The sequence below is a fragment of the Propionivibrio sp. genome (assembly GCF_017995515.1).
Classification (GTDB): Bacteria; Pseudomonadota; Gammaproteobacteria; order Burkholderiales; family Rhodocyclaceae; genus Propionivibrio.
The window spans coordinates 6,086-28,799 of sequence record NZ_JAGOIT010000022.1; the positions used below are offsets into that span (position 1 = coordinate 6,086).

At 59.7% G+C, this 22,714-nt stretch carries 22 protein-coding genes; 21 read left to right on the forward strand and 1 reads right to left on the reverse strand.

Annotation, left to right across the window (positions count from 1 at the left end; genetic code table 11):
• From KBA32_RS05470 to KBA32_RS05530, 13 genes are all read left to right on the forward strand, one after another.
• The coding region (locus KBA32_RS05470; RefSeq protein WP_294356274.1) for an exopolysaccharide biosynthesis polyprenyl glycosylphosphotransferase at window positions 1-560 on the forward strand (560 nt) is incomplete at its 5' end.
• Between the two features lie 74 nt (window positions 561-634).
• Window positions 635-2,746, forward strand: a complete 2,112-nt coding sequence (prsK, locus tag KBA32_RS05475) for an XrtA/PEP-CTERM system histidine kinase PrsK (RefSeq protein ID WP_294356276.1) — start codon at window positions 635-637, stop codon at window positions 2,744-2,746.
• Complete coding sequence (prsR, locus tag KBA32_RS05480) at window positions 2,743-4,101, forward strand: PEP-CTERM-box response regulator transcription factor (protein WP_294356278.1); 1,359 nt, start codon at window positions 2,743-2,745, stop codon at window positions 4,099-4,101. The genes prsK and prsR overlap by 4 nt, the downstream gene beginning before the upstream one ends.
• A gap of 53 nt (window positions 4,102-4,154) precedes the next feature.
• Window positions 4,155-6,929, forward strand: a complete 2,775-nt coding sequence (gene prsT, locus KBA32_RS05485) for an XrtA/PEP-CTERM system TPR-repeat protein PrsT (RefSeq protein WP_294356280.1) — start codon at window positions 4,155-4,157, stop codon at window positions 6,927-6,929.
• A gap of 107 nt (window positions 6,930-7,036) precedes the next feature.
• Window positions 7,037-8,317 carry a nucleotide sugar dehydrogenase gene (locus KBA32_RS05490; protein WP_294356281.1) on the forward strand — a complete coding sequence of 427 codons (1,281 nt, stop codon included), beginning with the start codon at window positions 7,037-7,039 and terminating at the stop codon, window positions 8,315-8,317.
• On the forward strand, window positions 8,305-9,366 hold the full coding sequence (locus KBA32_RS05495; protein ID WP_294356283.1) for an SDR family oxidoreductase: 1,062 nt from the start codon (window positions 8,305-8,307) through the stop codon (window positions 9,364-9,366). Before KBA32_RS05490 ends, KBA32_RS05495 begins: the two co-directional genes overlap by 13 nt.
• A 2-nt stretch (window positions 9,367-9,368) precedes the next feature.
• On the forward strand, window positions 9,369-10,280 hold the full coding sequence (locus KBA32_RS05500; RefSeq protein ID WP_294356285.1) for a transglycosylase SLT domain-containing protein: 912 nt from the start codon (window positions 9,369-9,371) through the stop codon (window positions 10,278-10,280).
• 17 nt (window positions 10,281-10,297) lie between these two features.
• A complete protein-coding gene (locus KBA32_RS05505; protein ID WP_294356287.1) occupies window positions 10,298-11,074 on the forward strand; it encodes a serine protease in 777 nt (258 codons plus the stop codon).
• A 255-nt stretch (window positions 11,075-11,329) separates the two neighbouring features.
• Window positions 11,330-12,124, forward strand: a complete 795-nt coding sequence (locus KBA32_RS05510) for a hypothetical protein (protein WP_294356289.1) — start codon at window positions 11,330-11,332, stop codon at window positions 12,122-12,124.
• Between the two features lie 39 nt (window positions 12,125-12,163).
• On the forward strand, window positions 12,164-12,442 hold the full coding sequence (locus KBA32_RS05515; protein ID WP_294356291.1) for an HPr-rel-A system PqqD family peptide chaperone: 279 nt from the start codon (window positions 12,164-12,166) through the stop codon (window positions 12,440-12,442).
• 38 nt (window positions 12,443-12,480) lie between these two features.
• Window positions 12,481-13,356, forward strand: a complete 876-nt coding sequence (locus KBA32_RS05520) for an HprK-related kinase A (protein ID WP_294356293.1) — start codon at window positions 12,481-12,483, stop codon at window positions 13,354-13,356.
• A gap of 20 nt (window positions 13,357-13,376) precedes the next feature.
• A complete protein-coding gene (locus tag KBA32_RS05525) occupies window positions 13,377-14,459 on the forward strand; it encodes a nucleotidyltransferase family protein (RefSeq protein ID WP_294356295.1) in 1,083 nt (360 codons plus the stop codon).
• Between the two features lie 79 nt (window positions 14,460-14,538).
• Window positions 14,539-15,846 (forward strand): hypothetical protein, encoded by a 1,308-nt coding sequence (locus tag KBA32_RS05530; RefSeq protein WP_294356297.1) that lies wholly within the window; start codon window positions 14,539-14,541, stop codon window positions 15,844-15,846.
• Here the strand turns inward: KBA32_RS05530 and KBA32_RS05535 are convergent, their stop codons facing one another.
• Entirely contained in the window at window positions 15,847-16,656 is an 810-nt protein-coding gene (locus tag KBA32_RS05535) for an inositol monophosphatase family protein (RefSeq protein WP_294356299.1), read from the reverse strand.
• Between the two features lie 78 nt (window positions 16,657-16,734).
• On the opposite strand from KBA32_RS05535, the gene KBA32_RS05540 reads away from it, so the two are divergent.
• The 8 genes from KBA32_RS05540 to hscB all read left to right on the forward strand — a co-directional run bounded on the left by KBA32_RS05540 (window position 16,735) and on the right by hscB (window position 22,668).
• A complete protein-coding gene (locus tag KBA32_RS05540; protein WP_294356301.1) occupies window positions 16,735-17,511 on the forward strand; it encodes an RNA methyltransferase in 777 nt (258 codons plus the stop codon).
• An 85-nt stretch (window positions 17,512-17,596) separates the two neighbouring features.
• Window positions 17,597-18,349 (forward strand): serine O-acetyltransferase, encoded by a 753-nt coding sequence (cysE, locus tag KBA32_RS05545; RefSeq protein WP_294356304.1) that lies wholly within the window; start codon window positions 17,597-17,599, stop codon window positions 18,347-18,349.
• Between the two features lie 56 nt (window positions 18,350-18,405).
• Window positions 18,406-18,897, forward strand: a complete 492-nt coding sequence (gene iscR / locus KBA32_RS05550; RefSeq protein WP_294356305.1) for a Fe-S cluster assembly transcriptional regulator IscR — start codon at window positions 18,406-18,408, stop codon at window positions 18,895-18,897.
• A gap of 14 nt (window positions 18,898-18,911) precedes the next feature.
• The gene (locus tag KBA32_RS05555; RefSeq protein WP_294356307.1) at window positions 18,912-20,069 is read left to right on the forward strand and encodes a cysteine desulfurase family protein; all 1,158 of its coding nucleotides are present in this window, start codon (window positions 18,912-18,914) and stop codon (window positions 20,067-20,069) included.
• A gap of 34 nt (window positions 20,070-20,103) precedes the next feature.
• The gene (locus tag KBA32_RS05560; protein WP_367113748.1) at window positions 20,104-21,312 is read left to right on the forward strand and encodes an IscS subfamily cysteine desulfurase; all 1,209 of its coding nucleotides are present in this window, start codon (window positions 20,104-20,106) and stop codon (window positions 21,310-21,312) included.
• 24 nt (window positions 21,313-21,336) lie between these two features.
• Window positions 21,337-21,720 (forward strand): Fe-S cluster assembly scaffold IscU, encoded by a 384-nt coding sequence (gene iscU, locus KBA32_RS05565; protein WP_294356311.1) that lies wholly within the window; start codon window positions 21,337-21,339, stop codon window positions 21,718-21,720.
• Window positions 21,721-21,749: 29 nt separating this feature from the next.
• Window positions 21,750-22,073 (forward strand): iron-sulfur cluster assembly protein IscA, encoded by a 324-nt coding sequence (iscA, locus tag KBA32_RS05570; RefSeq protein ID WP_294356313.1) that lies wholly within the window; start codon window positions 21,750-21,752, stop codon window positions 22,071-22,073.
• A 70-nt stretch (window positions 22,074-22,143) separates the two neighbouring features.
• Window positions 22,144-22,668, forward strand: coding sequence for a Fe-S protein assembly co-chaperone HscB (gene hscB, locus KBA32_RS05575; RefSeq protein WP_294356315.1), 525 nt, complete (start codon window positions 22,144-22,146; stop codon window positions 22,666-22,668).
• The last annotated feature ends 46 nt before the right edge of the window (window positions 22,669-22,714 follow it).

Here is a 22,714-nt window from a genome sequence, read left to right on the forward strand (position 1 = left end):
ATATCGTCGCGGCGTCGATCCTGCTTCTGCTGGCTTTGCCGGTCATGTTGGCAACGGCGGCCTTGATTGTTCTGGAGGATGGATTTCCGGTCTTCTACAGGCAGGAACGCGTTGGCCTGAACGGTCGCTTGTTCAACGTCGTCAAGTTCCGCAGCATGCGCAAGGATGCCGAGAGCGACGGAAAGCCGCGCTGGGCGACGGCAAACGATAACCGGACGACGCGCGTCGGCCGGGTCATTCGCAAGCTGCGTATCGATGAACTGCCGCAGTTGTTCAGCGTCCTGACGGGTGACATGAGTCTGGTCGGGCCGCGTCCGGAACGCCCGTACTTCGTCGACCAACTGACCCGTGATATCCCGTTCTACGCCGTTCGCCACAGCGTGAAGCCCGGCGTCACTGGGTGGGCGCAAGTCAGCTACCACTATGGCGCCTCGGTCGACGATTCGATCCAGAAGCTCCAGTACGATCTCTACTACGTCAAGAATCACACGCTGTTTCTCGACATCGTGATCCTGTTCGAGACAGTCGGTGTCGTGCTCACGGGCAAAGGCGCGCAGTAGCGATCGCCGTTATTCCGGGATGGCTCGTTGCGGGCGAGACGTATAATCCCTTGCATTCTGCGGAGGTTTGACGTTTGGATGCGAGCAGCGAACTCATTTCTGTCTGGAGCTATGGTCTGGCGGGTTGCGTTTATGCGCTTTTCGCAATCTATCTCGCATCGAACTGGCACGCCGATCTGCCCAATCGCTCGCTGCTTGTTGCCATCGTACTGTCGGCTGTCTGGGGACTGTCCGGTCTTGGTTTTGCGCTGACCGAGGAACAGGTTTTCCTCGCCGGCAGCCTGTTCGCTGATCTTCTTCGTCACGCTGGCTGGTATTTCTTCCTGCTCGTGCTTCTGCGTCCTGAAACGAAGGAACCAGGGCCCTTGCCGCTTCGTCTGCAGTCGCTGATCGGCATTGCAGCCGCGTTGTTCGTCGTCGGCGTGCTGGCGCAGTTGATGGTTCTTTCCGGCTTTTCGGCATTCGGCCCGCCTCAACGCCTCGTTCTGCTCGACTCGCTGGCGATGGCCGTCTTTTCGCTGGCGCTCGTCGAACAACTTTTCCGCGCTGCGTCTGTCGATCGCGTCTGGAGCATCAAGCCACTCTGTTTCGGACTCGGCGGGGCGGCGATGTTTGATCTGTACCTGTATTCGGATGCCCTGCTGTTCAATCGCGTCGACGTCGATGCGTTCAGCATCCGCGGTTTCGTGCATGCGTTGGTCGTGCCATTGGTGGCGATCTCGACGATTCGCAGCAGGGCCTGGAAAAACCGGGTCGTGTTGTCGCAGCGGGCAGCCTTGCAGTCAGTGACGCTGGTCGCGGTCGGCGTCTATCTTCTCTTTGTCGCCGCAGCGGGTTACTACGTCCGCTACTTCGGCGGCGACTGGGGGCGTTCGTTCCAGCTGGCCTTGCTGTTCTCGGCCTTGCTGATCCTCGTCATCCTCAGTTTTTCCGGTTCGATGCGCGCCAGGTTCCGGGTCCTGGTCGGAAAGCACTTCTTCAGCTACCGCTACGACTACCGCGAAGAGTGGTTGCGGTTTACAAACACGCTGTCCGCACAGGACGGCTTCTCGGCGATGGGCAAGCACGTGGTCAAGGGATTGGCCGAGATGGTGGAGAGTCCCGCCGGGATGCTCTGGGTGAAGGATCCGTCCGGTCGTTTTTACGCGCAGTCCGCCTGCTGGAACATGCCGGTGACGTCGGTGACCGAAGATGCCGAAAGCGAACTCTGCAAGTTCCTGCTCGAGAGTGGCTGGGTGATCAATCTTGAGGAGTATCGCTCGCTGCCGCGACGTTATGAGCAACTGGACCTTCCGGAATGGCTGACCAGTCTGCCCAACGCCTGGCTCGTCGTTCCGCTCGCATCGGGCAATGCAATGACGGGTTTCGTCGTTCTGGCGACGGCGCGGACGCGGATCGACGTGAATTGGGAAATCAACGATCTGCTGAAAACGGCAGGCCGCCAGGCGGGTGCATTTCTCGGGCAATTGCAGGCGACGGAGGCGCTGTTGGAAGTACGGAAGTTTGATGCTTTCAATCGGATGTCGGCGTTTGTCGTACATGATCTGAAAAATATCGTTGCCCAGTTATCCCTGATGCTTAAGAATGCCGAACGTCATCGGGATAATCCGGAGTTTCAGCAGGACATGCTGATGACGGTCGAGCATTCGGTCGAGCGCATGCGCAAGCTGATGATGCAGCTGCGCGAAGGCGCGACGCCCGTGGATAGCCCGCGTGGCATCGATCTGGCTGATCTGGTGAGGCGGATCCAGACAGCCAGGATCGCGCAAGGTCGGGAGGTGCTGCTGGATACAGTCGAGCGGGTCGTCGCCAAGGGGCACGAGGATCGGGTCGAGCGCGTTGTCGGGCATGTTGTCCAGAACGCCCTGGATGCGACCGAGAATGGCGGTGATGTCACGATCAGCCTTACGCGCCAGGGACGGTATGCGCTCGTCAAGGTCGATGACACGGGACACGGGATGTCTCCGGAATTTTTGCGCGAGCGCCTGTTCAAACCGTTCCAGACGACCAAAGCCGCGGGAATGGGAATCGGCGCGTACGAGAGTTTCCAGTACGTGAACGAGCTGGGTGGGCGAATCTCGGTGGAAAGCGCGGTTGATGTCGGTACGCAGGTGAGCCTGCTGTTGCCTCTTTTTGAGATGGATGAAGAGATGGAATCACGGATGGTCGAAGGGAGAGACCAATGAGCGCCGAAAAACTGCGTCCCTTGTTGATTGTCGAGGATGACCCGGCGCTGCAGAAGCAGCTTCGCTGGGCATTCGACAACTACGAGACGCTGACGGCCGGCGATCGCGAGAGCGCGCTTGCCCTCGTTCGCCGGCACCAGCCGCCGGTGGTGACGATGGATCTCGGCCTGCCACCCGATCCCGATTCGGTTTCCGAGGGCTTCAAGCTGCTCGAGCAGATCCTGGCCATCGCACCGCAGACGAAGGTGATCGTGCTCACCGGGCAGAACGACCGGTCCAATGCCTTGCGCGCTGTAGGTCTCGGTGCGTACGACTTCTTTGCCAAGCCTTTTGAGGTCGACATGCTCGGGCTGACGATCGAGCGGGCGTATCGTCTCTACGACCTGCAGCAGGAGAACAACCGCCTGCAGCTGATGCACCAGCCCGACGTACTCGCCGGCCTGATCACGCGCGATCCCGAAGTCCTGCGCGTGTGCCGAACGGTCGAAAAGGTGGCGGCCAGTGACGCTACGGTGCTCGTCCTGGGTGAAAGCGGTACCGGCAAGGAGCTGATCGCGCGTGGGGTGCACGCTGCGTCGCCGCGCAGCAAAGAGCGATTCGTCGCCATCAATTGCGCGGCGATTCCCGACAATCTTCTTGAGAGCGAACTCTTTGGCTACGAGAAGGGAGCTTTTACCGGCGCGGTCAAGACGACGCCGGGAAAGATCGAGACGGCGCATCGCGGGACGTTGATGCTCGACGAAATCGGCGATTTGCCCCATTCCCTGCAGGCCAAACTTTTGCGCTTCCTGCAGGAGCGGGTGATCGAGCGGATCGGAGGCCGGCAGGAAATTCCGGTCGATGTGCGCATCGTCTGCGCTACGCACCAGGATCTGAAGGTGTTGATCAAGGAAGGACGTTTCCGCGAAGACCTCTACTATCGCCTGGCCGAGATCGTCGTGAGCATCCCGCCGCTGCGCGACCGCAAGGGCGACGCGGCATTGCTGGCACACGCGTTTGTGCGCCGTTTTGCAGCGGAACAGAATCGGGGCGCGATGACGCTGCGCGAAGACGCCCTGCGGGCGATCGAAGCGCACGGCTGGCCCGGAAACGTGCGTGAACTGGAGAACTGCATCAAGCGCGCGGTAATCATGGCCGACGGCAATCAGATAACACTCGACGACGTCGGCCTGAACGAGGTTCAGGAAGATCAGGAAATTTGTCTTGATCTGCGTCTTGTTCGCGAGCAAGCCGAGAAAGGCGTGATCATTGCGGCGCTGGCGAGGTCGGACGGGAATGTACTCAAGGCGGCGGAAATGCTGGGAGTGAGCCGGCCGACGCTCTACGATCTGATGCACCGCTATGGTCTAAAGTGATTCAAGGAAAGTTCTTCGAATCAAGGAAGTTCAACCATGTTGACGGGATCTATATGACGACTAGTAAATCGATTGGAAAAGCGGCGTTTTCAACGCTCGTGGCCGCGCTGATTCTCACCGCTTGCGGCGGCGAGAAGCCCGAAACCATGCTTGTCTCGGCCAAGGAGTATCTGGCGAAGAGCGATACCAAGGCGGCCGAGATTCAGCTCAAGAACGCGCTGCAGGGTGATCCCAACCTTGCCGAAGCGCGTTTCCTCCTGGGTAGGACGATGCTGGAGAGCGGCAATCCGACGGCGGCCGAAGTCGAGTTGCGCAAAGCGGCCGATTTGAAGTACCCGGCGGAACAGCTGGTTCCGTTGATGGCGCGAACGCTATTGATGCTCGGCCAGGCGCAGAAGATCACCGATGAGCTGGCGAAAACCGAACTGACGACGCCTGAAGGCAAAGCGGATCTGCAGGCAAGTGTAGGCCAGGCCTATTTGATGGCAGGAAAGATCGATGCGGCGCAGGCGGCCTTTGATGCCTCGATTGCCGCTCTTCCCGGATATGGCCAGGCGTTGATCGGGCTTGCAAGAATCAAGGCCGGCAAGCGGGACTTCGCGGGCGCGTTGGCCTTGCTCGACTCGAGCCTGGAGAAGGACCAGAAGCTTTACGAGGCGTTGCAGCTCAAGGGCGTCATCCTCGCGGCGCAAGGCGATGCGGATTCGGCGGCCGAGTCTTTCCGCAAGGTGCTTGAAATCAAGCCGGACTACCTGCCCGCGCATTCGGCACTGATCGGGCGGGCGCTCGAAGCGGGCGATCTCGACGACGCAGGCAAACTGCTGGAGGCCATGAAAAAGGTGGCGCCGGCGCATCCGCAGACGACTTTCCTGCAGGCACAGCTGCTTTACCGGCAGAAGAACTTCAAGGCGGCGCAGGAGAGCATCCAGCAACACCTGAAGTTCATCCCGGACAGCGCCTTGGGTCTCCAGCTAGCAGGGGCGATCGATTACGAGTTGAAATCGTACTCGACGGCCGAGTCGAATCTTCTCAAGGCACTGCCAAAGACGCCCGATCTTGGCATGGCGCGACGGGTCCTGATTGCAACCTATCTGCGCAGTGCGCAACCGGCCAAGGCGTTGTCGACGCTGCAGCCGGTGCTCGACAAGATCGAGCAGGACTCCAACATGCTGGCGTTGGCCGGCGAAGTGTTCATACAGAACGGGGATGCGGAGAAAGCGGGCGACTATTTCGCCAAGGCGGCGGCACTCGATCCCGAGAACAAGGCGAAACAGACCTCAGTTGCGCTTTCGCACCTGGCTCGCGGCGATACCGAAACGGCTTATCGCGAGCTTGAACAGATTGCATCCGTCGATACTGGCGTCCGAGCCGATATGGCCCTGATTTCGTCACGGTTGAGGCAACGCCAGTTTGATCTGGCGCTAAAGTCGATCGATGCGCTGGCCAAGAAGCAGCCGGACAGCCCGCTCGTCGATCAACTGCGTGGCACGGCAACGCTGGGCAAGGGCGATCTGGCCGGTGCGCGCAAGAACTTTGAACAGGCCTTGAGCAAGAATCCGACCTACTTCCCGGCGGCAGCCAGTCTGGCCAATCTCGATTTGTCGGAAAAGAAGCCGGCCGAGGCGAAGAAGCGCTTCGAGGACGTTCTTGGCAAGGATAAGGACAACATGCAAGCCATGCTCGCGCTGGCCGAGCTGCAGGCCAAGACCGGCGGCAAGCCGGAAGAGGTGGTGGCGCTGATCGGCAAGGCAATCGCTGCGCATCCGACGGAGGCCACGCCGCGCCTGGCGCTCATCGGCCTCTACCTCGGGGCCAAGGACAACAAGAAAGCGGTCGCTGCGGCGCAGGATGCGCTTGCCGTGCTGCCAGAGCGCGCAGAGATCCTCGATGCGGCCGGCCGGGCACAGCAGGCGGCCGAAGACTTCAATCAGGCGCTGGCCACTTACGGGAAACTGGCGAATCTCAAGCCAGACTCGCCGCAACCGCATCTGCGCATGGCCGAGATTCATCTCGCGGCGAAGAACAAGGAGGCTTCGATGCAAAGCCTGCGCAAGGCGCTCGCGGTCAAGTCCGACTCGCTGGAAGCGCAGCGCGGCATCATGATGCTCGAGCTTGACGCGGGCCGCACGGCCGAAGCGTTGCGCGTGGCCAAGGAGGTGCAGAAGCAGCGCCCCAAGGAAGCCGTGGGCTATGTGCTGGAAGGCGATGCGCATGTCTTGAAGAAGTCATGGAATGACGCCGCTGAGGTATACCGCGCTGGGATCAAACAAACCGGCGCTACGGAACTGGCGGTGAAGCTGCACGCGGTGTTGCTGGTGGACGGGAAGAAAGCGGAAGCCGACAAGTTCGCCGAAAGCTGGATCAAGGATCACGCCAAGGACATGCAGTTCCGCCTCTATCTGGCTGAATCGGCGAACAACCGCAAGGACTACGCGGCGGCAAGCAAGTATTACCGCACGTTGGTGGATGCTCAGCCCAACAATGCGGCGATGCTTAACAACCTGGCGTGGAGTCTTGATCAGAGCAAGGATCCAAAGGCGATCGAGTACGCGGAAAGAGCATACAAGCTGGCGCCAGAACAACCGGCCGTGATGGATACGCTGGGTGTGATGCTGGTCGAAAAAGGCGACGGCGCACGCGGGCTCGAATTGCTGAAGAAGGCAAGCAGCAAAGCACCGCAGAACGGAATGATCCGCCTCAACCTGGCCAAGGCACTGGTTAAGACAGGTAACAAGGACGAAGCGAGGAAGGAGCTGGACGAGCTGACGAAGCTTGGGGAGAAGTTCCCGGCGCAGGCCGAGGTCGAAAAACTGCGGCAAAGCCTGTAGGCGAAGCGGGTTTGATACATGCGGCTTTCAGACGGTAATCGTGACAATTCATCGCGTCTTGGCTGCGTCAAAGGCTTTTGGATAATTTGAGTTTTGGGGAGTCATCGATGAGTGTTGTTGCAGTTGTCGGCTTGGGCTACGTGGGGCTGCCGTTGGCGGTTGAGTTCGGAAAAAAAGGCCGAACGATCGGCTTTGATCTGTCGGCGCGCAAGGTCGCAGCCTACAAGGATGGCATCGATCCAACCGGCGAAGTGAGCACCGAGGATCTCAAGGCGGCGCGATACCTGGAAATGACGACCGATGCGAGCGCCTTGGCCGAAGCAGACTTCATCATCGTCGCCGTGCCGACCCCCGTCGATGACGCGCATCAGCCGGATTTCCGACCACTCGTCGGTTCGTCGGAATCCGTCGGGAAGAACCTGAAACGCGGCGCAACGGTCGTTTTCGAATCGACGGTCTATCCGGGAGCGACGGAAGAGGTCTGCATCCCGATCATCGAAAAGCACTCAGGCCTCAAGTGGAAGAAGGACTTCTTCGTCGGCTATTCGCCGGAGCGTATCAATCCGGGCGACAAGGAGCGAACCTTGACCAAGATCGTCAAGGTGGTTTCCGGCGACTCGCCCGAGACGCTCGAGCGGGTCAAGGAAGTCTATGGACGCGTCATCAGCGCCGGTGTCTATCCCGCGTCGAGCATCAAGGTGGCGGAAGCGGCCAAGGTCATCGAGAACACGCAGCGCGACTTGAACATCGCGCTGATGAACGAACTGGCGATCATCTTCGATCGGATTGGCATCGATACGCTGGAAGTGCTCAAGGCCGCTGGCAGTAAATGGAACTTCCTTCCGTTCCGCCCGGGGCTCGTTGGCGGGCACTGCATCGGGGTCGATCCGTACTATCTGACCTACAAGGCCGAAAAAGTGGGCTACCACCCGGAGGTCATCCTGGCAGGCCGACGTATCAATGACGGCATGGGGAAATTCATCGCCGAGCAGACGGTCAAGAACCTCATTCGCAATGGCTGGATGGTCAAGGATGCGCCAATCATCGTGCTCGGACTGACCTTCAAGGAGGATTGCCCGGACCTGCGCAATTCGCGCGTGATCGATGTCGTGCGCGAACTGCAATCGTACGGTGCCAACGTCATCGTCCACGAGCCGGTGGCGGATGCGGCAGAGGCGCAGCACGAGTATGGCGTTTCGCTCACCGCTTGGGACGATCTACCGCAAGCCGCAGCGATCGTTGCCGCCGTCGCGCACCAGGAGTTCAGGAATCGACCGCTCTCCGACTATGTCGCGAAGCTGCAAGAACGGGGCGTGCTGACCGACGTCAAGAGCATGTTTGACGAGGCTCAGTTGGCCGCTCAGGGAGTCACCGTGTGGCGTCTGTAAATCCGCTTTACGAAGCGCTCAAGGAGCGCTTGCAGTCCGAACCGGCGCGCTGGCTGGTGACCGGTTGCGCCGGTTTCATCGGTTCGCATCTGGTCGAGACCTTGCTCAAATTGAACCAGGTCGTTGTCGGGCTGGACAACTTCTCGACCGGGCATCAGCGGAATCTGGATGAAGTGAAAACCACCGTTTCTCCCGAACAGTGGCGGCGCTTCAGGTTTGTCGAAGCCGATATTCGTGATCCGGCTGTTTGCAATGAGGCGTGTCGGGAAATCGACTACGTCCTGCATCAAGCCGCTTTGGGTTCGGTTCCCCGCTCGCTGGCTGACCCCCTGGCGACGAATGCTGCGAATATCGACGGCTTTCTGAACATGCTGGTGGCGGCGCGTGACGCCAAGGTCCGGCGCTTTGTCTACGCCGCTTCGAGCTCCACTTATGGCGACCATCCGGACCTGCCGAAAGTCGAGGAAAAGATCGGTCGTCCGCTGTCGCCGTATGCCGTAACGAAGCTGGTGAACGAGCTTTACGCCGAGGTGTTCGCGCGTTGCTACGGCTTCGCGCCAATCGGCTTGCGCTACTTCAACGTGTTTGGTCCGCGACAGGATCCACAGGGCGCCTACGCCGCGGTCATCCCCTTGTGGACGAAATCGATGCTCCTCGGCGAGGAGGTGCTGATCAACGGCGACGGCGAAACGAGCCGCGACTTCTGTTTTGTCGCCAATGCCGTTCAGGCGAATCTCCTCGCGGCGACGACCGATAATGCCGAGGCGGTCAATCAGGTATACAACGTGGCGGTGGATGGGCGTACGTCGTTGAACCGCCTGTTCGAGTTGCTGCGCGATGCGCTCGCCGGGGAAGATCCGGCGATCGCATCGATGTCGCCGAAGCACAGGGATTTCCGCCCCGGTGACGTCCGGCATTCGCAAGCCGACGTTTCAAAAGCCAGAAATCTTCTTGGTTACGCGCCGACTCATCGGATCGAACAGGGTATCCAGGCGGCGATGCCTTGGTACGTCAGCTATTTCACCGGCGTGGGCTCGGGAGGCAGTTGACCATGGCTCGCCGTGAGAGCGGAACTCACCGTCCGGTTGCCGCGCTCATCGTGGCGGTCGCAGGCTGTTTTGCTGTTACCGGCGCCAGTGCGTTTCAGCGGGCCCAGGCACCTTCGGGCAGGGATCTCGAATCGCTCCGACTGGAAGCGCGCTCTTATGAGCATGGCGAGGGGGTGCCGAAGGATCCACTTCGGGCCGCCAGCCTGTATTGCGACGGTGCGCGCTATGGCGACACCGAGGCGCAGTTCAGTCTGGGCTGGATGTATGCGAATGGTCGCGGCGTGGCACGGAGCGATGAGATGGCGGCGTTTTTTTTCAAGTTGGCCGCCGCCGCCGGCCATCAGCAAGCGCAGAAGATGCTGCGCTTCGTCGGCGATTCCGCGGCTCCAGCCCCCGAGTGCATGCGTGTCGTCGATGACGACATCGGGCCGGATATCGACGAGTTCTTGAACAGCCCGGACCGGCAAAAGCTTGTCGAATTGATTCGAAAACTGGCGCCCGAGTATGGCCTGAGTCCGCGCCTGGTACTGGCGATCATCAAGGCTGAGTCGAATTTCGAACCGACGGCGGTATCCCCCAAGAACGCCCAGGGGTTGATGCAGCTCATTCCGGAAACCTCGCTGCGCTTCAATGTCAGAAAGCCGTTCGACCCTGAACAGAATATTCGTGGCGGAATGTCTTACCTGCGCTGGCTGCTGGCCTATTTCGAGGGTGATGTCGCCCTTGTCGCAGCGGCTTATAACGCAGGCGAGGGTGCCGTGAATCGTTATCGCGGTGTTCCGCCCTATGCTGAAACGCGTGGCTATGTACGGCGAATCCTGAGCATCTTCAAGAAGGAAGTGCACCCCTTCAATCCGGAAGTCACGACGCCGTCGCCTGAACTACCGAAGATTCGGGTTGCCAATGCAAATTGATGCAAGAAGGAGGCCTTATGCTTAAGTTTCTTTTGGATTCCGTCCGATCTCTGTCGTTCGGGTTCGCGTTCTGTTTGTTGGCCAGTGCTGTTGCAGTACGGGCCGCCGAATTGCCCGAACTGGTACAGGCCATCAAACCCTCGGTGGTGGTGGTCGGAACCTACTCAAAAACACGCAGTCCGGCGTTCGCGATGCGCGGCACGGGGTTTGTCATCGGGAACGGAAATCAGATCGCGACGAATGCGCATGTGGTGCCGGAAGTTCTCGATACAGCCGCCAGCGAGTCGATGGCCGTGCAGACGTCGTCAGCCCAGCTGCGATTGGCAAAAGTCGTTGCGCGTGACCGCGAGCACGATCTCTCCCTGTTGAGTATCGATGGTCCTCCGTTACCCGCGCTGGCATTGCAGAATCCGGCACAGGTCAGAGAGGGGCAATCGATCGCGTTCATGGGATTTCCCATCGGTGGTGTGCTCGGATTCTCGCCGGTGATTCATCGTGGAATCATCTCGGCGATTACACCGATTGCGCTGCCGAGCCCGACAGCACAGCAACTCAACGAAAAAGTCATCAAGCGATTGAAAGCCGGTTCATTCGAGGTCTATCAGCTGGATGCGACGGCCTATCCCGGCAATAGCGGCGGCCCCTTGATCGAGATGGAAAAGGGTGATGTCGTCGGGATCATCAATATGGTGTTTGTCAAGAGTACCAAGGAATCCGTGTTGTCTCAGCCGTCCGGAATCAGCTTCGCGGTGCCGGTGCGGCATCTGGATGAGTTGATGCACGAAACAAAATGAGCCACTGCAGCCGAGCTGCGTGTCGGTTTTTTTTACACATCAAGTCAGACGCTTTGCGGCAATTTCAGCCAACGTCTTGGCGCTTAATGCTTATTTACCGTTTCTTTTGTCTGGCATGAATATTGCATTGTCTCTTTTAAAGAGACAGTCCCAAATCGGAGGTTTCATTTCGTGACATGTGAATTTGATCACATACGCTCCGGTTTCCGCGTGGTAATTTGAAAGAACGATAGCCTTGTCTTGGGTGCGAATATCATGAACCAGGATCACGAAAAAATTGAACAACCCGCCGTGAGTGAAGAAGTCGGCGTGTCGGCAGCGGGTTCTGTCCAAAGCGCCAGGCGGCGTATTTTGCGTGCCGGGCTCAAAGCATCGCCCGTTGTGATCGCGACGCTCGCCGCCAGACCGTCGCTTGCGTGCCATTGCATTGTTCCTTCCGCATGGGGGTCGATCAGTACCGGGATGGGCGCTCAGGATACCGGGGATCTTCTCGGCGCCAATACCCTGACAGGGAGTCTGGCGCGCTTTGGTGGGGCGATACGGGGGTTCAGCGATGTCCACCATTTTTCGGCCTATCTGTCGACTGGTGGCCGGGGTTGGGTCGGCTTGCGCGAAAAAATCAAAGCGAACAATCAGAATCAAAAGTTTTACCCTGCGAACCTTTTCGCCGATCTGAATCGTCCGAGTGATGCCGACCAACAGAACCGAAGGCTGGCGTATCTTCAGGGGCTCTACGCGAATGACGGTAAAGGCGTGAGTGTTCTCACGGTCAGCGACTTTTGCTCGAAGTTGGGATTTTCCGTTCCCGTCGGCACGGGATCGAACACGCCGCTGGCGTTGGTCAATTCGGGCGGCTTCGGGGCGTCGGTTTTGATTGCCCAGATGAACCTGTACATCTTCCCGGTGGGCAGGGTGCCGTCGTCTTGCGTCAGCAAGGAGACTTTACGGAACATGGCGATGCTTACCTACACACCGGAAGGGAGTGGTGAACCGTGGAAGGCGGAGCAAGTGGCGGATTACCTTCACTACAACTGGATTGCACGTCGCTAAGTCGGCTGTTCGAATAGTTTTCATCGTTTGGGTTCGTTTATGCAGAAGTGGTCCCTCTATCGGGCGGGGGCCTTGTGCTTCCATTGCTGGGATGACGGTGCCGTAGTCTTCGACCGTTTTTCCGGCGATACTCACCACGTTGGACCGCTTGCGATCGAGTTGCTGCTTTCACTGGAGCGGATACCCGAAATGTCTTTGCAAGCGCTCCTTGATGACTTTGATGACGTCTTTTCCGACAGTCAAAACGGTTTGACGGTGATCAAGGAGGCGTTGCTGCAATTGGAGGCGCTGGGCTTGGTAAAGCGAATACCCGTTTGAGAGTTTCGTCGCTAAGTCATAAAGAGCTTGAGTCGAAGTTGCGTCGTGGCGCACTGTTTCTTGCTCTTTCCCCCTTCGTTGTCAAGCTCGGCACCGATGTGCCGGAACTGGTGGGCGAGATCCGATCGATGTACGCGGACTTTGAGTTCCTGCCTGGATGCGAGTTTGCTGACTTTCATGTCGACATCCTGCTTGGGCGTGGGTGGGAGCGCTGGGTTCGTCCGACGGCCTATTTCCACTTTGACGGCATGCCGATTTTCACGCCCCTGCCGGCATATCAAGCGTTCGCGATGCTGGAGTGGGGGCTGAACTGGTGTGTTGCGGCTCACAGTCATCAGTATCTGATCTTTCATGCCGCCGTGATTGAGCGCGACGGGCGGGCCGCGATATTGCCAGCGCCGCCGGGGTCGGGAAAGAGCACGCTCTGTGCGGCGCTCGTTCGCCACGGTTGGCGTTTGTTGTCTGACGAACTGGCGCTCTACGACATCACACGTGCCGAAATGTACGGTATGGCGCGTCCGATCAATCTCAAGAATCAATCCATTGACATCGTGCGATCGCTTGATCCGTCGGTCGAGATGACCTGTCGCGTGCCCAACACGAGCAAGGGAACCGTTGCTCTGGTGCGGCCGCCTTCGGCAAGCGTCGAGCGGGTTCAGGAGCCGGCTCGACCGACTTGGGTCGTGAGTCCGCGTTTCAGGCTGGGTGCGGCGCTTGAGTTTGCGGCAATGCGGCCTGCGGATGCGTTCATGCTCCTTGCCGAGCAGTCGTTCAACTACGAGATGCACGGGCTTGATGGATTCAATGCTTTGGCGTCGATGATTGACGGTTGTTCCTCCTATCGGCTTGACTACTGCAGCCTGGACGAGGCGATTGGCCTGTTCGAGGAACTTGCATCGGGTGTGCGCGCATGACAAGTCAGTCACTGATCGCCTTGACGCTTCTCAATCCGGCCGCCGCGTTCGATCTTTCGTTGGCACAGTGGGATCTGCTGATACGCCAGGGGCGGCGAGCGAATCTGCTTGCGCGCCTGGCATCGGATCTGATGGCGCAGGGAAGCTTGCCCCGAGTCCCCGTTGCGCCGCGTTTGCACCTGATTTCCGCAGCCAAAGCGGTCGCTCAGCAGGATGTTGCGATGCTGCGCGAAATCGAGTGCATTCGTGTGGCGCTCGGAGATGCAGGCATTCCGGTCGTGCTGCTCAAAGGTGCGGCCTATCTGGCGCTCGGTTTGCCCACAGCCCGCGGCCGATCGTTTTCCGATGTCGATGTTCTTGTTGCGAAGGATCGTATTGGCGCGGCGGAAAGCCAGTTGATGATTCACGGCTGGGTCGGTACTCATGACGATCCTTACGACCAGAAATACTACCGACAGTGGATGCACGAGATTCCGCCGATGCGCCACAGCCGACGCGGCAGCGCAATCGATGTGCATCACTCAATCCTTCCGGAGACTGCGCGCATCAAAGTCAATGCGCGGCGCTTGTTCGACGGACTGCAGCCCTTGGCCGGCATGGACGGCGTCTACGTCCTCGCGCCCGTGGATATGGTCTTGCACAGTGCGACCCATCTTTTTCACGAAGGCGAACTGGGTAACGGTTTGCGCGATCTGTTCGATCTGGACAGCCTGTTCCGCTGTTTTGACCGCACTCCGCGCTTTTGGGAGACGATTGTCGATCGTGCGCGCGAAATCGGCGTCGGACGTCCGCTTTTTTACGCGATTCGATACGCCTCACGCTTCCTTGGTACGCCCGTTCCTGACGAGGTTGTCAGGCAAAGCGAAAGGTTCGGACCGCCGTGGCCCGTCTTGAAGGTGATGGATTGGTGTTATCGGCGAGCACTGCAACCCGAGCACGCCTCATGTGCGACGTCGGGAACGCCTCTGGCACGCACGATGTTGTACTTGCGATCGCACTGGATCCGGATGCCGCTGCCGATTTTGGCGTATCACCTCGCCAGAAAAACCTGGCTGAATTACTCGCGTGATTCGCGGCGGTATCACGCGAACGAGAAACTGTAGGTATGGATGGGCGGTCCCCGCTTTGTTTTCGGTGCGGGCGTACTATGATGACTCTATCAACTCGATGGGATGGGGCGACATGCTGAAGAGAGTTGGCTTGCTCATACGTAAATTCCTGCATGTATCGGTGAGAAAGCTGATTTCCTGGCTTCCCAGGGATCAGCGCTTCAAAGTCTATCGTTCGTTTGCAGACTGCAATCCGGCGCCGAGTTCGCGTCTTGAGTTGAAGATCGCCGAGACGCAGGAGGAGCTGGAGGCATGTTTTGCTGTGCTGCACGATGCCTACGTCGACAGCGGCTTCATGAAACCCGACCCGTCCGGGATGCGCGTGACGATCTACCACGCGCTGCCGACGACGACGACGCTTTGTGCAAAGTACGACGGCGAGGTTGTGGGCACCATCTCGCTCATCCGCGAGAGCGCGCTTGGCGTACCGTTGCAGAAGATCTTCGACTTGAACTCGGTGCGCGAGAAAGAGGGCTTGATCGCCGAGGTGTCGGCGCTTGCGGTTCATCGCAGGTTCCGGAAAACGGGCGGCAGCATCCTGTTTCCGTTGATGAAGTTCATGTACGAGTACTGCACGACGTTCTTTGACACACGGCATCTGGTCATCGCCGTTAATCCGAGTCACATCGAAATGTACGAGTCGCTGCTGTTCTTCAAGCGGCTGACGGCGAACATGGTGGAGAGCTATGACTTCGTGAATGGTGCGCCGGCGATCGGTGCGACGCTCGATCTCAAGGAGGCGCTGGACGTGTTCAAGAAGCACTACACAAAAAAACCACCGCACCGGAATCTCTATGCGTACTTCGCCCAGGTGAAGCTGCCGAACATCAAATTTCCGAACCGGCGGTTTTATACAACGAACGATCCGGTATTGACGCCCGAACTTCTCGATCACTTTTTCAACGTTCGCACGAAGACGTTCGAAAACCTGAGTGACCGGAAGAAGGTGCTGCTCCACAGCATTTACGACCTGCCGCAGTATCGCTCGGTGTTGCCGGTGCTTTCGTCGAACGTCGACGACATTCCGGTACGGCGCCATCAACGGTTTTCGGTCAAGTGCCCAGCCAGAATCAGCTTCCAGACCTCCGATGGCAAGGAGGCAAAAGTGGCCATCGAAGTCATCGAAGTGTCGCGCTACGGATTCCAGGCGCGTGCCCAGAACGTCCTGCCACTCAATATCTGGTGCGACACGACGATCCAACTGGGACGGGCTGACGTGTCGCACTTCCGTTCGCTCGCCTTGCGCGAAAACAACAACGGGCAAGACGGCTTTTACGGCTTCAGACTGGGCGAGCCCGATATCATCTGGAGAAAGTTCGTCTCCGCGCTATACAGCAGCACGACGCACGGCGACCTCGATACGGCTACCCGATTTTTGTGATCAGCTCTGGAGTGTGGGCGTCCGGAACGAGTCGACCACCTGGAGCATCTGCGCGAAGACCTTGGGGGAACCGCATACGACATTCCCCGTTTTCAGGTAATCCTCGCCGCCGGAAAGATCGCTGATCAATCCGCCTGCCTCCGAAATCAGCAGACTGCCGGCCGCCATGTCCCAGGGCATCAGGCCGAATTCCCAGAAACCGTCCAGTCGTCCACAGGCGACGTAGGCGAGGTCGAGTGCGGCCGATCCGGTACGACGGATACCCGCGGTCCGCTCGGTGAAGTCCTTGAAGATGCCCATGTAGGCGTTGGCGTGGTCGAAGACGCGGAAGGGGAAACCCGTGCCGATCAGCGCGTCGTCAAGTTTGAGGCACTTGCTGACGCGAATCCGGCGCTCGTTCAGGAAAGCGCCGCCGCCCTTGCTGGCCGTAAACATCTCGTTGCGAATTACGTCATAGACGAGCGCCTGGTTGATCTGACCCTTGTACGCGAGTGCGATCGAAACCGAGTATTGCGGGAATCCATGGATGAAATTCGTCGTGCCGTCGAGCGGGTCGATGATCCACTGGTACTCGCTTCCAGCACCTTCACCGTCAGTGGCGCCGGTCTCTTCTGCTAGAATCCCGTAGTCGGGATACGCCTCGCGCAGGATTTCGATGATTGCGGCCTCCGCCGCCTTGTCGACCTCGGTGACGAAATCGCTTTGCCGTTTCGTCGTGATCTTCAGATGCTCGAGATCATTCGATGCGCGGTTGATGATCTGGCTGGCGCGGCGCGCGGCCTTGATCATGATGTTGAGAGCTGGGTGCATGGCGTGTCTTTAGAAAATCCAACGGGCGGCCAGTGGTGCTGGTACCGCCCGACTCGTTTATGAAACCGCACATTTTATATGAACCAGCCTCCGGCGTCTCTCCCGCGATCGCCTGAACTCGAGCGGGCGCTCGACAGAATCCGCGTCGTACTCTCGCATACCAGTCACCCCGGCAATATCGGCGCTGCCGCACGGGCGATGAAGACCATGGGTGTGTCGCGCCTCACGCTTGTCAATCCGAAGACCTTTCCGCACGACGAGGCAATTGCGCGATCGGCGGGGGCTGATGACATCCTGGCGAATGCGGCGGTTTGTCAGTCACTCGGCGAAGCGCTCGACGGCTGTCTCTACGCCGTTGCCGTGTCGGCGCGCCACCGCAATCTCGGACCGAAGCCGATGCATGCGCGCGAGGCGGCGCCCGAAATCCTTAATCTCGCGGCCGATGGGGAGGTCGCGCTTGTCTTCGGGAACGAAACCTCCGGTTTGTCGAATGACGAAGTGCAAAGGTGCCAGCGCACCGTCTTCATTCCAGCCAATCCCGACTACACCTCGCTCAATCTTGGCGCTGCAGTTCAGTTGCTTTGCTACGAACTGCGGATGGCCGCGTTCATCGGCCAGCCGCCGGTTGTCACCAAGGTCGTTCCCTTCGCCTCGCCACTTGCGACCAACGGCGATGTCGAGCGCCTCTATGCGCATCTTGAGCGCGTGATGGTCACGACCGGCTTCCTCGATCCGGTCAACCCCAAGCGGTTGATGCCCAAGCTGCGCCGGCTCTTCGGGCGGGCTGAACTTGAGCGTGACGAAATCAATATTCTCCGCGGCATTCTGGATGCCGTTGAGAAGAAGATCGGCTGACGGTTCGCCTTGCCGGTTTTTATTGTTGATTGAAACAGTCGGGAATTCTACAATTCCCCCTTCTGCGAGATGGAGATTCTCATACATGTTCAGCCGCCTGCGCGAAGACATCCGTTCGGTCTTTGACCGCGATCCAGCAGCCCGTACCTCGTGGGAGGTGCTGACCTGTTATCCGGGAGTGCATGCGGTGATTCTGCATCGTCTGGCGCACTGGTTCTGGGAATTGAGGTTGCGCTGGATGGGGCGGGCGGTCTCGCATTTCGCGCGCTTCCTGACCGGTATCGAAATCCACCCGGGGGCAACCATCGGCCGGCGCTTCTTCATCGATCACGGGATGGGGGTCGTCATCGGCGAAACCGCGGTGGTTGGGGACGATGTGACGCTCTATCACGGCGTAACGCTGGGCGGAACTTCCTGGAACAAGGGACGGCGTCACCCGACGATTGAAGACGGCGTGGTGATCGGCGCAGGAGCCAAGGTGCTCGGACCGTTGACGATCGGTGCGCGCGCCAAGATCGGATCGAACGCGGTGGTCGTGAAGAATGTGCCGCCGGGAACGACGGCAGTCGGCAATCCGGCGCGCATCATTGACACCGAACAGGCGCAGCGCCGCGAAGAGAAGGCGACGCAGATGGGTTTCTCCGCGTACGCGCTCGCCGGCAGCCAGGACGATCCCTTGGCCAAGGCGATTCATGGCTTGCTCGATCATGCGGTCGAAACGGATCGGCGCATTGAATTGCTGCTCAAGAAACTTGAAGGAACCGGTGTTTGCATCGAGGACGAGATCGCGACGGCGGACAAATTCGACCCGCAATACCTGAGCAAAATAGTTGACTAATCGCTTTGTTGTGCTGCATAGTCTACTTGAATGGTCGGGTATTTACAGGAGGTGCTATGCGACTGACAACCAAGGGGCGTTTTGCGGTGACGGCGATGATCGATCTGGCGCTGCGTAGTGGCGACGGCCCGGTGACGCTGGCCGGAATCAGCGATCGCCAGAAGATTTCGCTTTCGTATCTGGAGCAACTGTTCGGCAAGCTCCGTCGCTTCAGTATCGTCGATAGCGTGCGTGGTCCCGGCGGCGGCTATTGCCTGGCGCGGCCGGCGAATCAGATCACCGTTGCTGACATCGTGCGTGCGGTCGACGAGACGCTGGACGCGACGCAATGCGGCGGGCGCGAGAACTGCAAGGATGAAGAGCGCTGCATGACCCACGAGCTGTGGACGACGCTGAATTTCAAGATGTACGAGTATCTGTCGTCGGTGAAGCTCTCCGATCTCGTCGACAAGCAGTTGCGCAAGGCCGGCGGTGAGCGCGCGGTCATTGCCGGCGCGCGACCGGCCGGTTCCAGCCTGCGCGGCAAGACGCTGGCGGCGATTGCCTGAGCGAGACTGAGCAGATGTTTGCCCCCGTCTATTGCGATCACAACGCGACAACGCCGCTGGAGCCAGCGGTTCTGGAAGCGATGTTGCCGTGGTTGTCGCAGCAGTTCGGCAACGCTTCCAGTCGGCATGAGTACGGCCGAGCGGCGCGACGGGCGATCGATGAGGCGCGCGCCAAGGTGGCGGCGGCGGTGGGTGCGCACGCGACCGAAGTCGTCTTTACGAGCGGCGGTTCGGAGGCGAACAACCTCTTCCTCAAGGGCGCTGCCGCGACGATGAAACCCGGCGTGCTCGCCGTCAGCGAGATCGAGCATCCCTGCGTGATCAAGCCGGCCGAGCAATTGGGACGGCGCGGGTGGCAGCTTGAACGACTGGCCGTCGACGCGCAGGGGCGGATCGACGACGCGTCTTACGAACGGGCTTTGCTGCGGCAACCCCGGTTGGTTTCTGTGATGCTGGCGAACAACGAAACCGGCGTGTTGCAGTCGATTGACGGCCTGGCGGCCCGGGCGAGGAATGCGGGCGCATGGTTTCATTCCGATGCGGTGCAGGCGGTCGGCAAGGTTACGGTCGATTTCCGTCGCCTCAACGCGGCCGGCGTCGATGCCTTGACGCTCTCGGCGCACAAGTTGGGCGGGCCGAAAGGCGCGGCCGCGCTCGTCATCGACAAGCGCGTGGAGCTTGAACCATTGATCGCCGGTGGCGGTCATGAGCGTGGCCTTCGCTCGGGAACCGAGAACGTGGCGGCGATCGTCGGCTTCGGCGTGGCGTGCGAGTTGGCGATCGAGCGCATGGCGGCGACCGCCTCGCGGTTGCACGTACTGCGCGAGCGCCTGGAAGCCGGTTTGCACGACATGGGGGCCGTACTGTTCGGTCTCGGCGCTGAACGCTTGCCGAATACGGTTTACTTTGCTCTGCCGGATATCGACGGCGAAACGCTGGTCGGCAAGCTTGATCGGGCGGGGTACGCGGTGGCCAGCGGCGCCGCCTGTTCGAGCGCCAATCCCGAGCCGTCGCACGTTTTGCGTGCTATGGGAGTGGCCCCCCAACTTGCGCGCGGCGCGGTGCGCATCAGCCTGGGCGCGGCCAACACGCGGGAAGACGTTGAAGGGCTACTGGCGTCGCTGCAAGGTACGGTGACCCGGCTGCGGCGCCTGACGGCCATCGCGGTTTGATCAAGAATTTTCAAGAAACGGAGCAATTTGAATGCTGAAACTGCCGATCTACTTTGACTATTCGGCGACCACGCCCGTTGATCCGCGCGTGGCAGAGAAGATGATTCCCTATCTCGTCGAGAAATTCGGCAATCCGGCGTCGCGTTCGCATGCGTTTGGCTGGGAAGCGGAAGCTGCGGTCGAGGAGGCGAGGGAAGAGGTGGCACGCCTGGTGAATGCGGACCCCAAGGAAATCGTGTGGACGTCCGGCGCGACCGAATCGAACAATCTTGCGCTGAAGGGCGCCGCCAACTTCTACTCGGGCAAGGGCAGGCATCTCATTACCGCCAAGACCGAACACAAGGCGGTGCTCGATACCTGCCGCGAACTGGAGCGCCAGGGTTTCGAGGTGACTTATCTCGACGTGCAGGACAACGGCCTGATCGACCTGGACGTTTTCAAGTCGGCGCTGCGTCCCGATACGATTCTCGTTTCGGTGATGTTCGTCAATAACGAGATCGGCGTCATCCAGCCGATCGCCGAGATCGGCGAGATTTGCCGCGAGAAGGGCATCATTTTCCACGTCGATGCGGCGCAGGCGACGGGCAAGGTGGACATCGACCTTGCGACGCTGAAGGTCGATCTGATGAGCTTCTCGGCGCACAAGACGTATGGTCCGAAGGGCATCGGCGCGCTCTACATCCGGCGCAAGCCGCGCGTCCGCCTCGAAGCGCAGATGCACGGCGGCGGCCACGAGCGCGGTTTCCGCTCGGGGACACTGGCAACGCACCAGATCGTCGGCATGGGCGAAGCCTTCCGCCTCGCGCGCGAGGAGATGGCGACCGAGAACAAGCGCATCGGCGCCTTGCGCGATCGCTTGCTGAAGGGTTTGTCGGACATCGAGCACGTGTTCGTCAACGGTGATCTCACGCAGCGCGTGCCGCACAACTTGAACATCAGCTTCGCCTATGTCGAGGGCGAGTCAATGCTGATGGCGATCAAGGATCTGGCCGTGTCCTCCGGTTCGGCCTGTACCTCGGCCTCGCTCGAACCCTCGTACGTGCTGCGTGCACTCGGGCGCGACGATGAACTGGCGCACAGCTCGATCCGTTTCACGATCGGACGTTTCAACACGGAAGAAGAAGTCGATTACGCGATCGAACTGATGCACGAGAAGATCGGCAAGCTGCGCGAGCTCTCGCCGTTGTGGGAGATGGTGCAGGATGGCGTCGATCTGGGCACGGTCCAGTGGGCCGCGCACTGAGTTATTTATTGGAGCAAGCAAATCATGGCATACAGCGAGAAAGTCCTGGATCACTACGAAAACCCGCGTAACGTAGGTTCCTTTGGTAAGGAAGAGGCGGGCATCGGGACCGGCATGGTCGGCGCGCCGGCGTGCGGCGACGTGATGAAGCTGCAGATCAAGGTCGGCAAGGATGGCATCATCGAGGATGCCAAGTTCAAGACCTACGGTTGCGGATCGGCGATTGCCTCGTCCTCGCTCGTCACCGAGTGGGTGAAGGGCAAGACGGTCGATCAGGCGCTGGAGATCAAGAACACGCAGATCGCCGAAGAATTGGCGTTGCCGCCGGTCAAGATCCACTGTTCGATCCTGGCGGAAGATGCGATCAAGGCCGCGGTGGCGGATTACAAAAAGCATCGCGGCGAGTAAACGGAAACAGCATTCGAGGAGAAGCAAGAATGGCAGTTACGCTTTCGGAAAAAGCGGCCAAGCATGTTGCCAACTACATGGCCAAGCGCGGCAAGGGTATCGGTCTGCGCCTGGGTGTGCGTACCAGCGGTTGCTCGGGCGTCGCCTACAAACTGGAGTTTGTCGATGCGATGGAGCCGGACGACGTCGAATTCGAATCGCACGGCGTCAAGGTGCTGATCGACGCCAAGAGCCTTCCCTATCTTGACGGCACCGAACTCGATTATGTGCGCGAAGGGCTGAGCGAAGGCTTCAAGTTCAACAATCCGAACGTCAAGGACGCCTGCGGCTGCGGCGAGAGTTTTTCCGTCTAGAATTCATGATTCGAGCGGGCGGATCGCGCCCGCGTTAGCCTGAGGCCGAGCGCGGAGGCGCCGGTAGACGATGGATTTCAACGCCGATCACTTCATCCTCTTCGGACTGCCGCGTTCGTACCGGCTCGATCCCCTCGTGCTGGACAAGCGTTATCGGGAGATCCAGTCCGAGGTCCATCCGGATCGTTTCGCCCAGGCGGGCGACAGCGAACGGCGTTTGTCGCTGCAGTGGGCAACGCGGGTGAATGAGGCGTACCAGACGCTCAGAAAGCCTTTGCCGCGAGCGCAATACCTGCTCTCGCTGTCCGGCCACGACGTCGATGGCCACAGCAACACCGCGATGCCGCCCGAGTTCCTCATGGAACAGATGGAATGGCGCGAGGCGGTGGCGGAAGCGCGAGCGGGGCGCGATGCGGACGAACTGGAGCAGCTGCACCATCGCGTCAAGCAGCGTATGAACGAGCGCTACGAACAGCTGGCAGGTTCGCTGGACGAGCAGGATTACGCGCGTGCCGCGGATCGCGTGCGTCGCCTGATGTTCCTCGACAAGCTGCTGTTCGAGATCGACGACGCATTGGCCGCGCTGGACGAATAGCCGACAAATCCACGCGACGCGATAACAACACCAACAAGACCCAGGA

Bases quoted from the DNA above. Each gene is read 5' to 3' on its own strand.
- KBA32_RS05510 (WP_294356289.1), top strand. From the start codon at position 11,330: ATGAACCAGGATCACGAAAAAATTGAACAACCCGCCGTGAGTGAAGAA.
- prsR (WP_294356278.1), top strand. From the start codon at position 2,743: ATGAGCGCCGAAAAACTGCGTCCCTTGTTGATTGTCGAGGATGACCCG.
- KBA32_RS05535 (WP_294356299.1), bottom strand. From the start codon at position 16,656: ATGCACCCAGCTCTCAACATCATGATCAAGGCCGCGCGCCGCGCCAGC.
- cysE (WP_294356304.1), top strand. From the start codon at position 17,597: ATGTTCAGCCGCCTGCGCGAAGACATCCGTTCGGTCTTTGACCGCGAT.
- iscU (WP_294356311.1), top strand. From the start codon at position 21,337: ATGGCATACAGCGAGAAAGTCCTGGATCACTACGAAAACCCGCGTAAC.
- KBA32_RS05515 (WP_294356291.1), top strand. From the start codon at position 12,164: ATGCAGAAGTGGTCCCTCTATCGGGCGGGGGCCTTGTGCTTCCATTGC.
- iscR (WP_294356305.1), top strand. From the start codon at position 18,406: ATGCGACTGACAACCAAGGGGCGTTTTGCGGTGACGGCGATGATCGAT.
- KBA32_RS05530 (WP_294356297.1), top strand. From the start codon at position 14,539: ATGCTGAAGAGAGTTGGCTTGCTCATACGTAAATTCCTGCATGTATCG.
- KBA32_RS05555 (WP_294356307.1), top strand. From the start codon at position 18,912: ATGTTTGCCCCCGTCTATTGCGATCACAACGCGACAACGCCGCTGGAG.
- KBA32_RS05490 (WP_294356281.1), top strand. From the start codon at position 7,037: ATGAGTGTTGTTGCAGTTGTCGGCTTGGGCTACGTGGGGCTGCCGTTG.
- hscB (WP_294356315.1), top strand. From the start codon at position 22,144: ATGGATTTCAACGCCGATCACTTCATCCTCTTCGGACTGCCGCGTTCG.
- KBA32_RS05505 (WP_294356287.1), top strand. From the start codon at position 10,298: ATGCTTAAGTTTCTTTTGGATTCCGTCCGATCTCTGTCGTTCGGGTTC.
- KBA32_RS05540 (WP_294356301.1), top strand. From the start codon at position 16,735: ATGAACCAGCCTCCGGCGTCTCTCCCGCGATCGCCTGAACTCGAGCGG.
- prsT (WP_294356280.1), top strand. From the start codon at position 4,155: ATGACGACTAGTAAATCGATTGGAAAAGCGGCGTTTTCAACGCTCGTG.
- KBA32_RS05500 (WP_294356285.1), top strand. From the start codon at position 9,369: ATGGCTCGCCGTGAGAGCGGAACTCACCGTCCGGTTGCCGCGCTCATC.
- iscA (WP_294356313.1), top strand. From the start codon at position 21,750: ATGGCAGTTACGCTTTCGGAAAAAGCGGCCAAGCATGTTGCCAACTAC.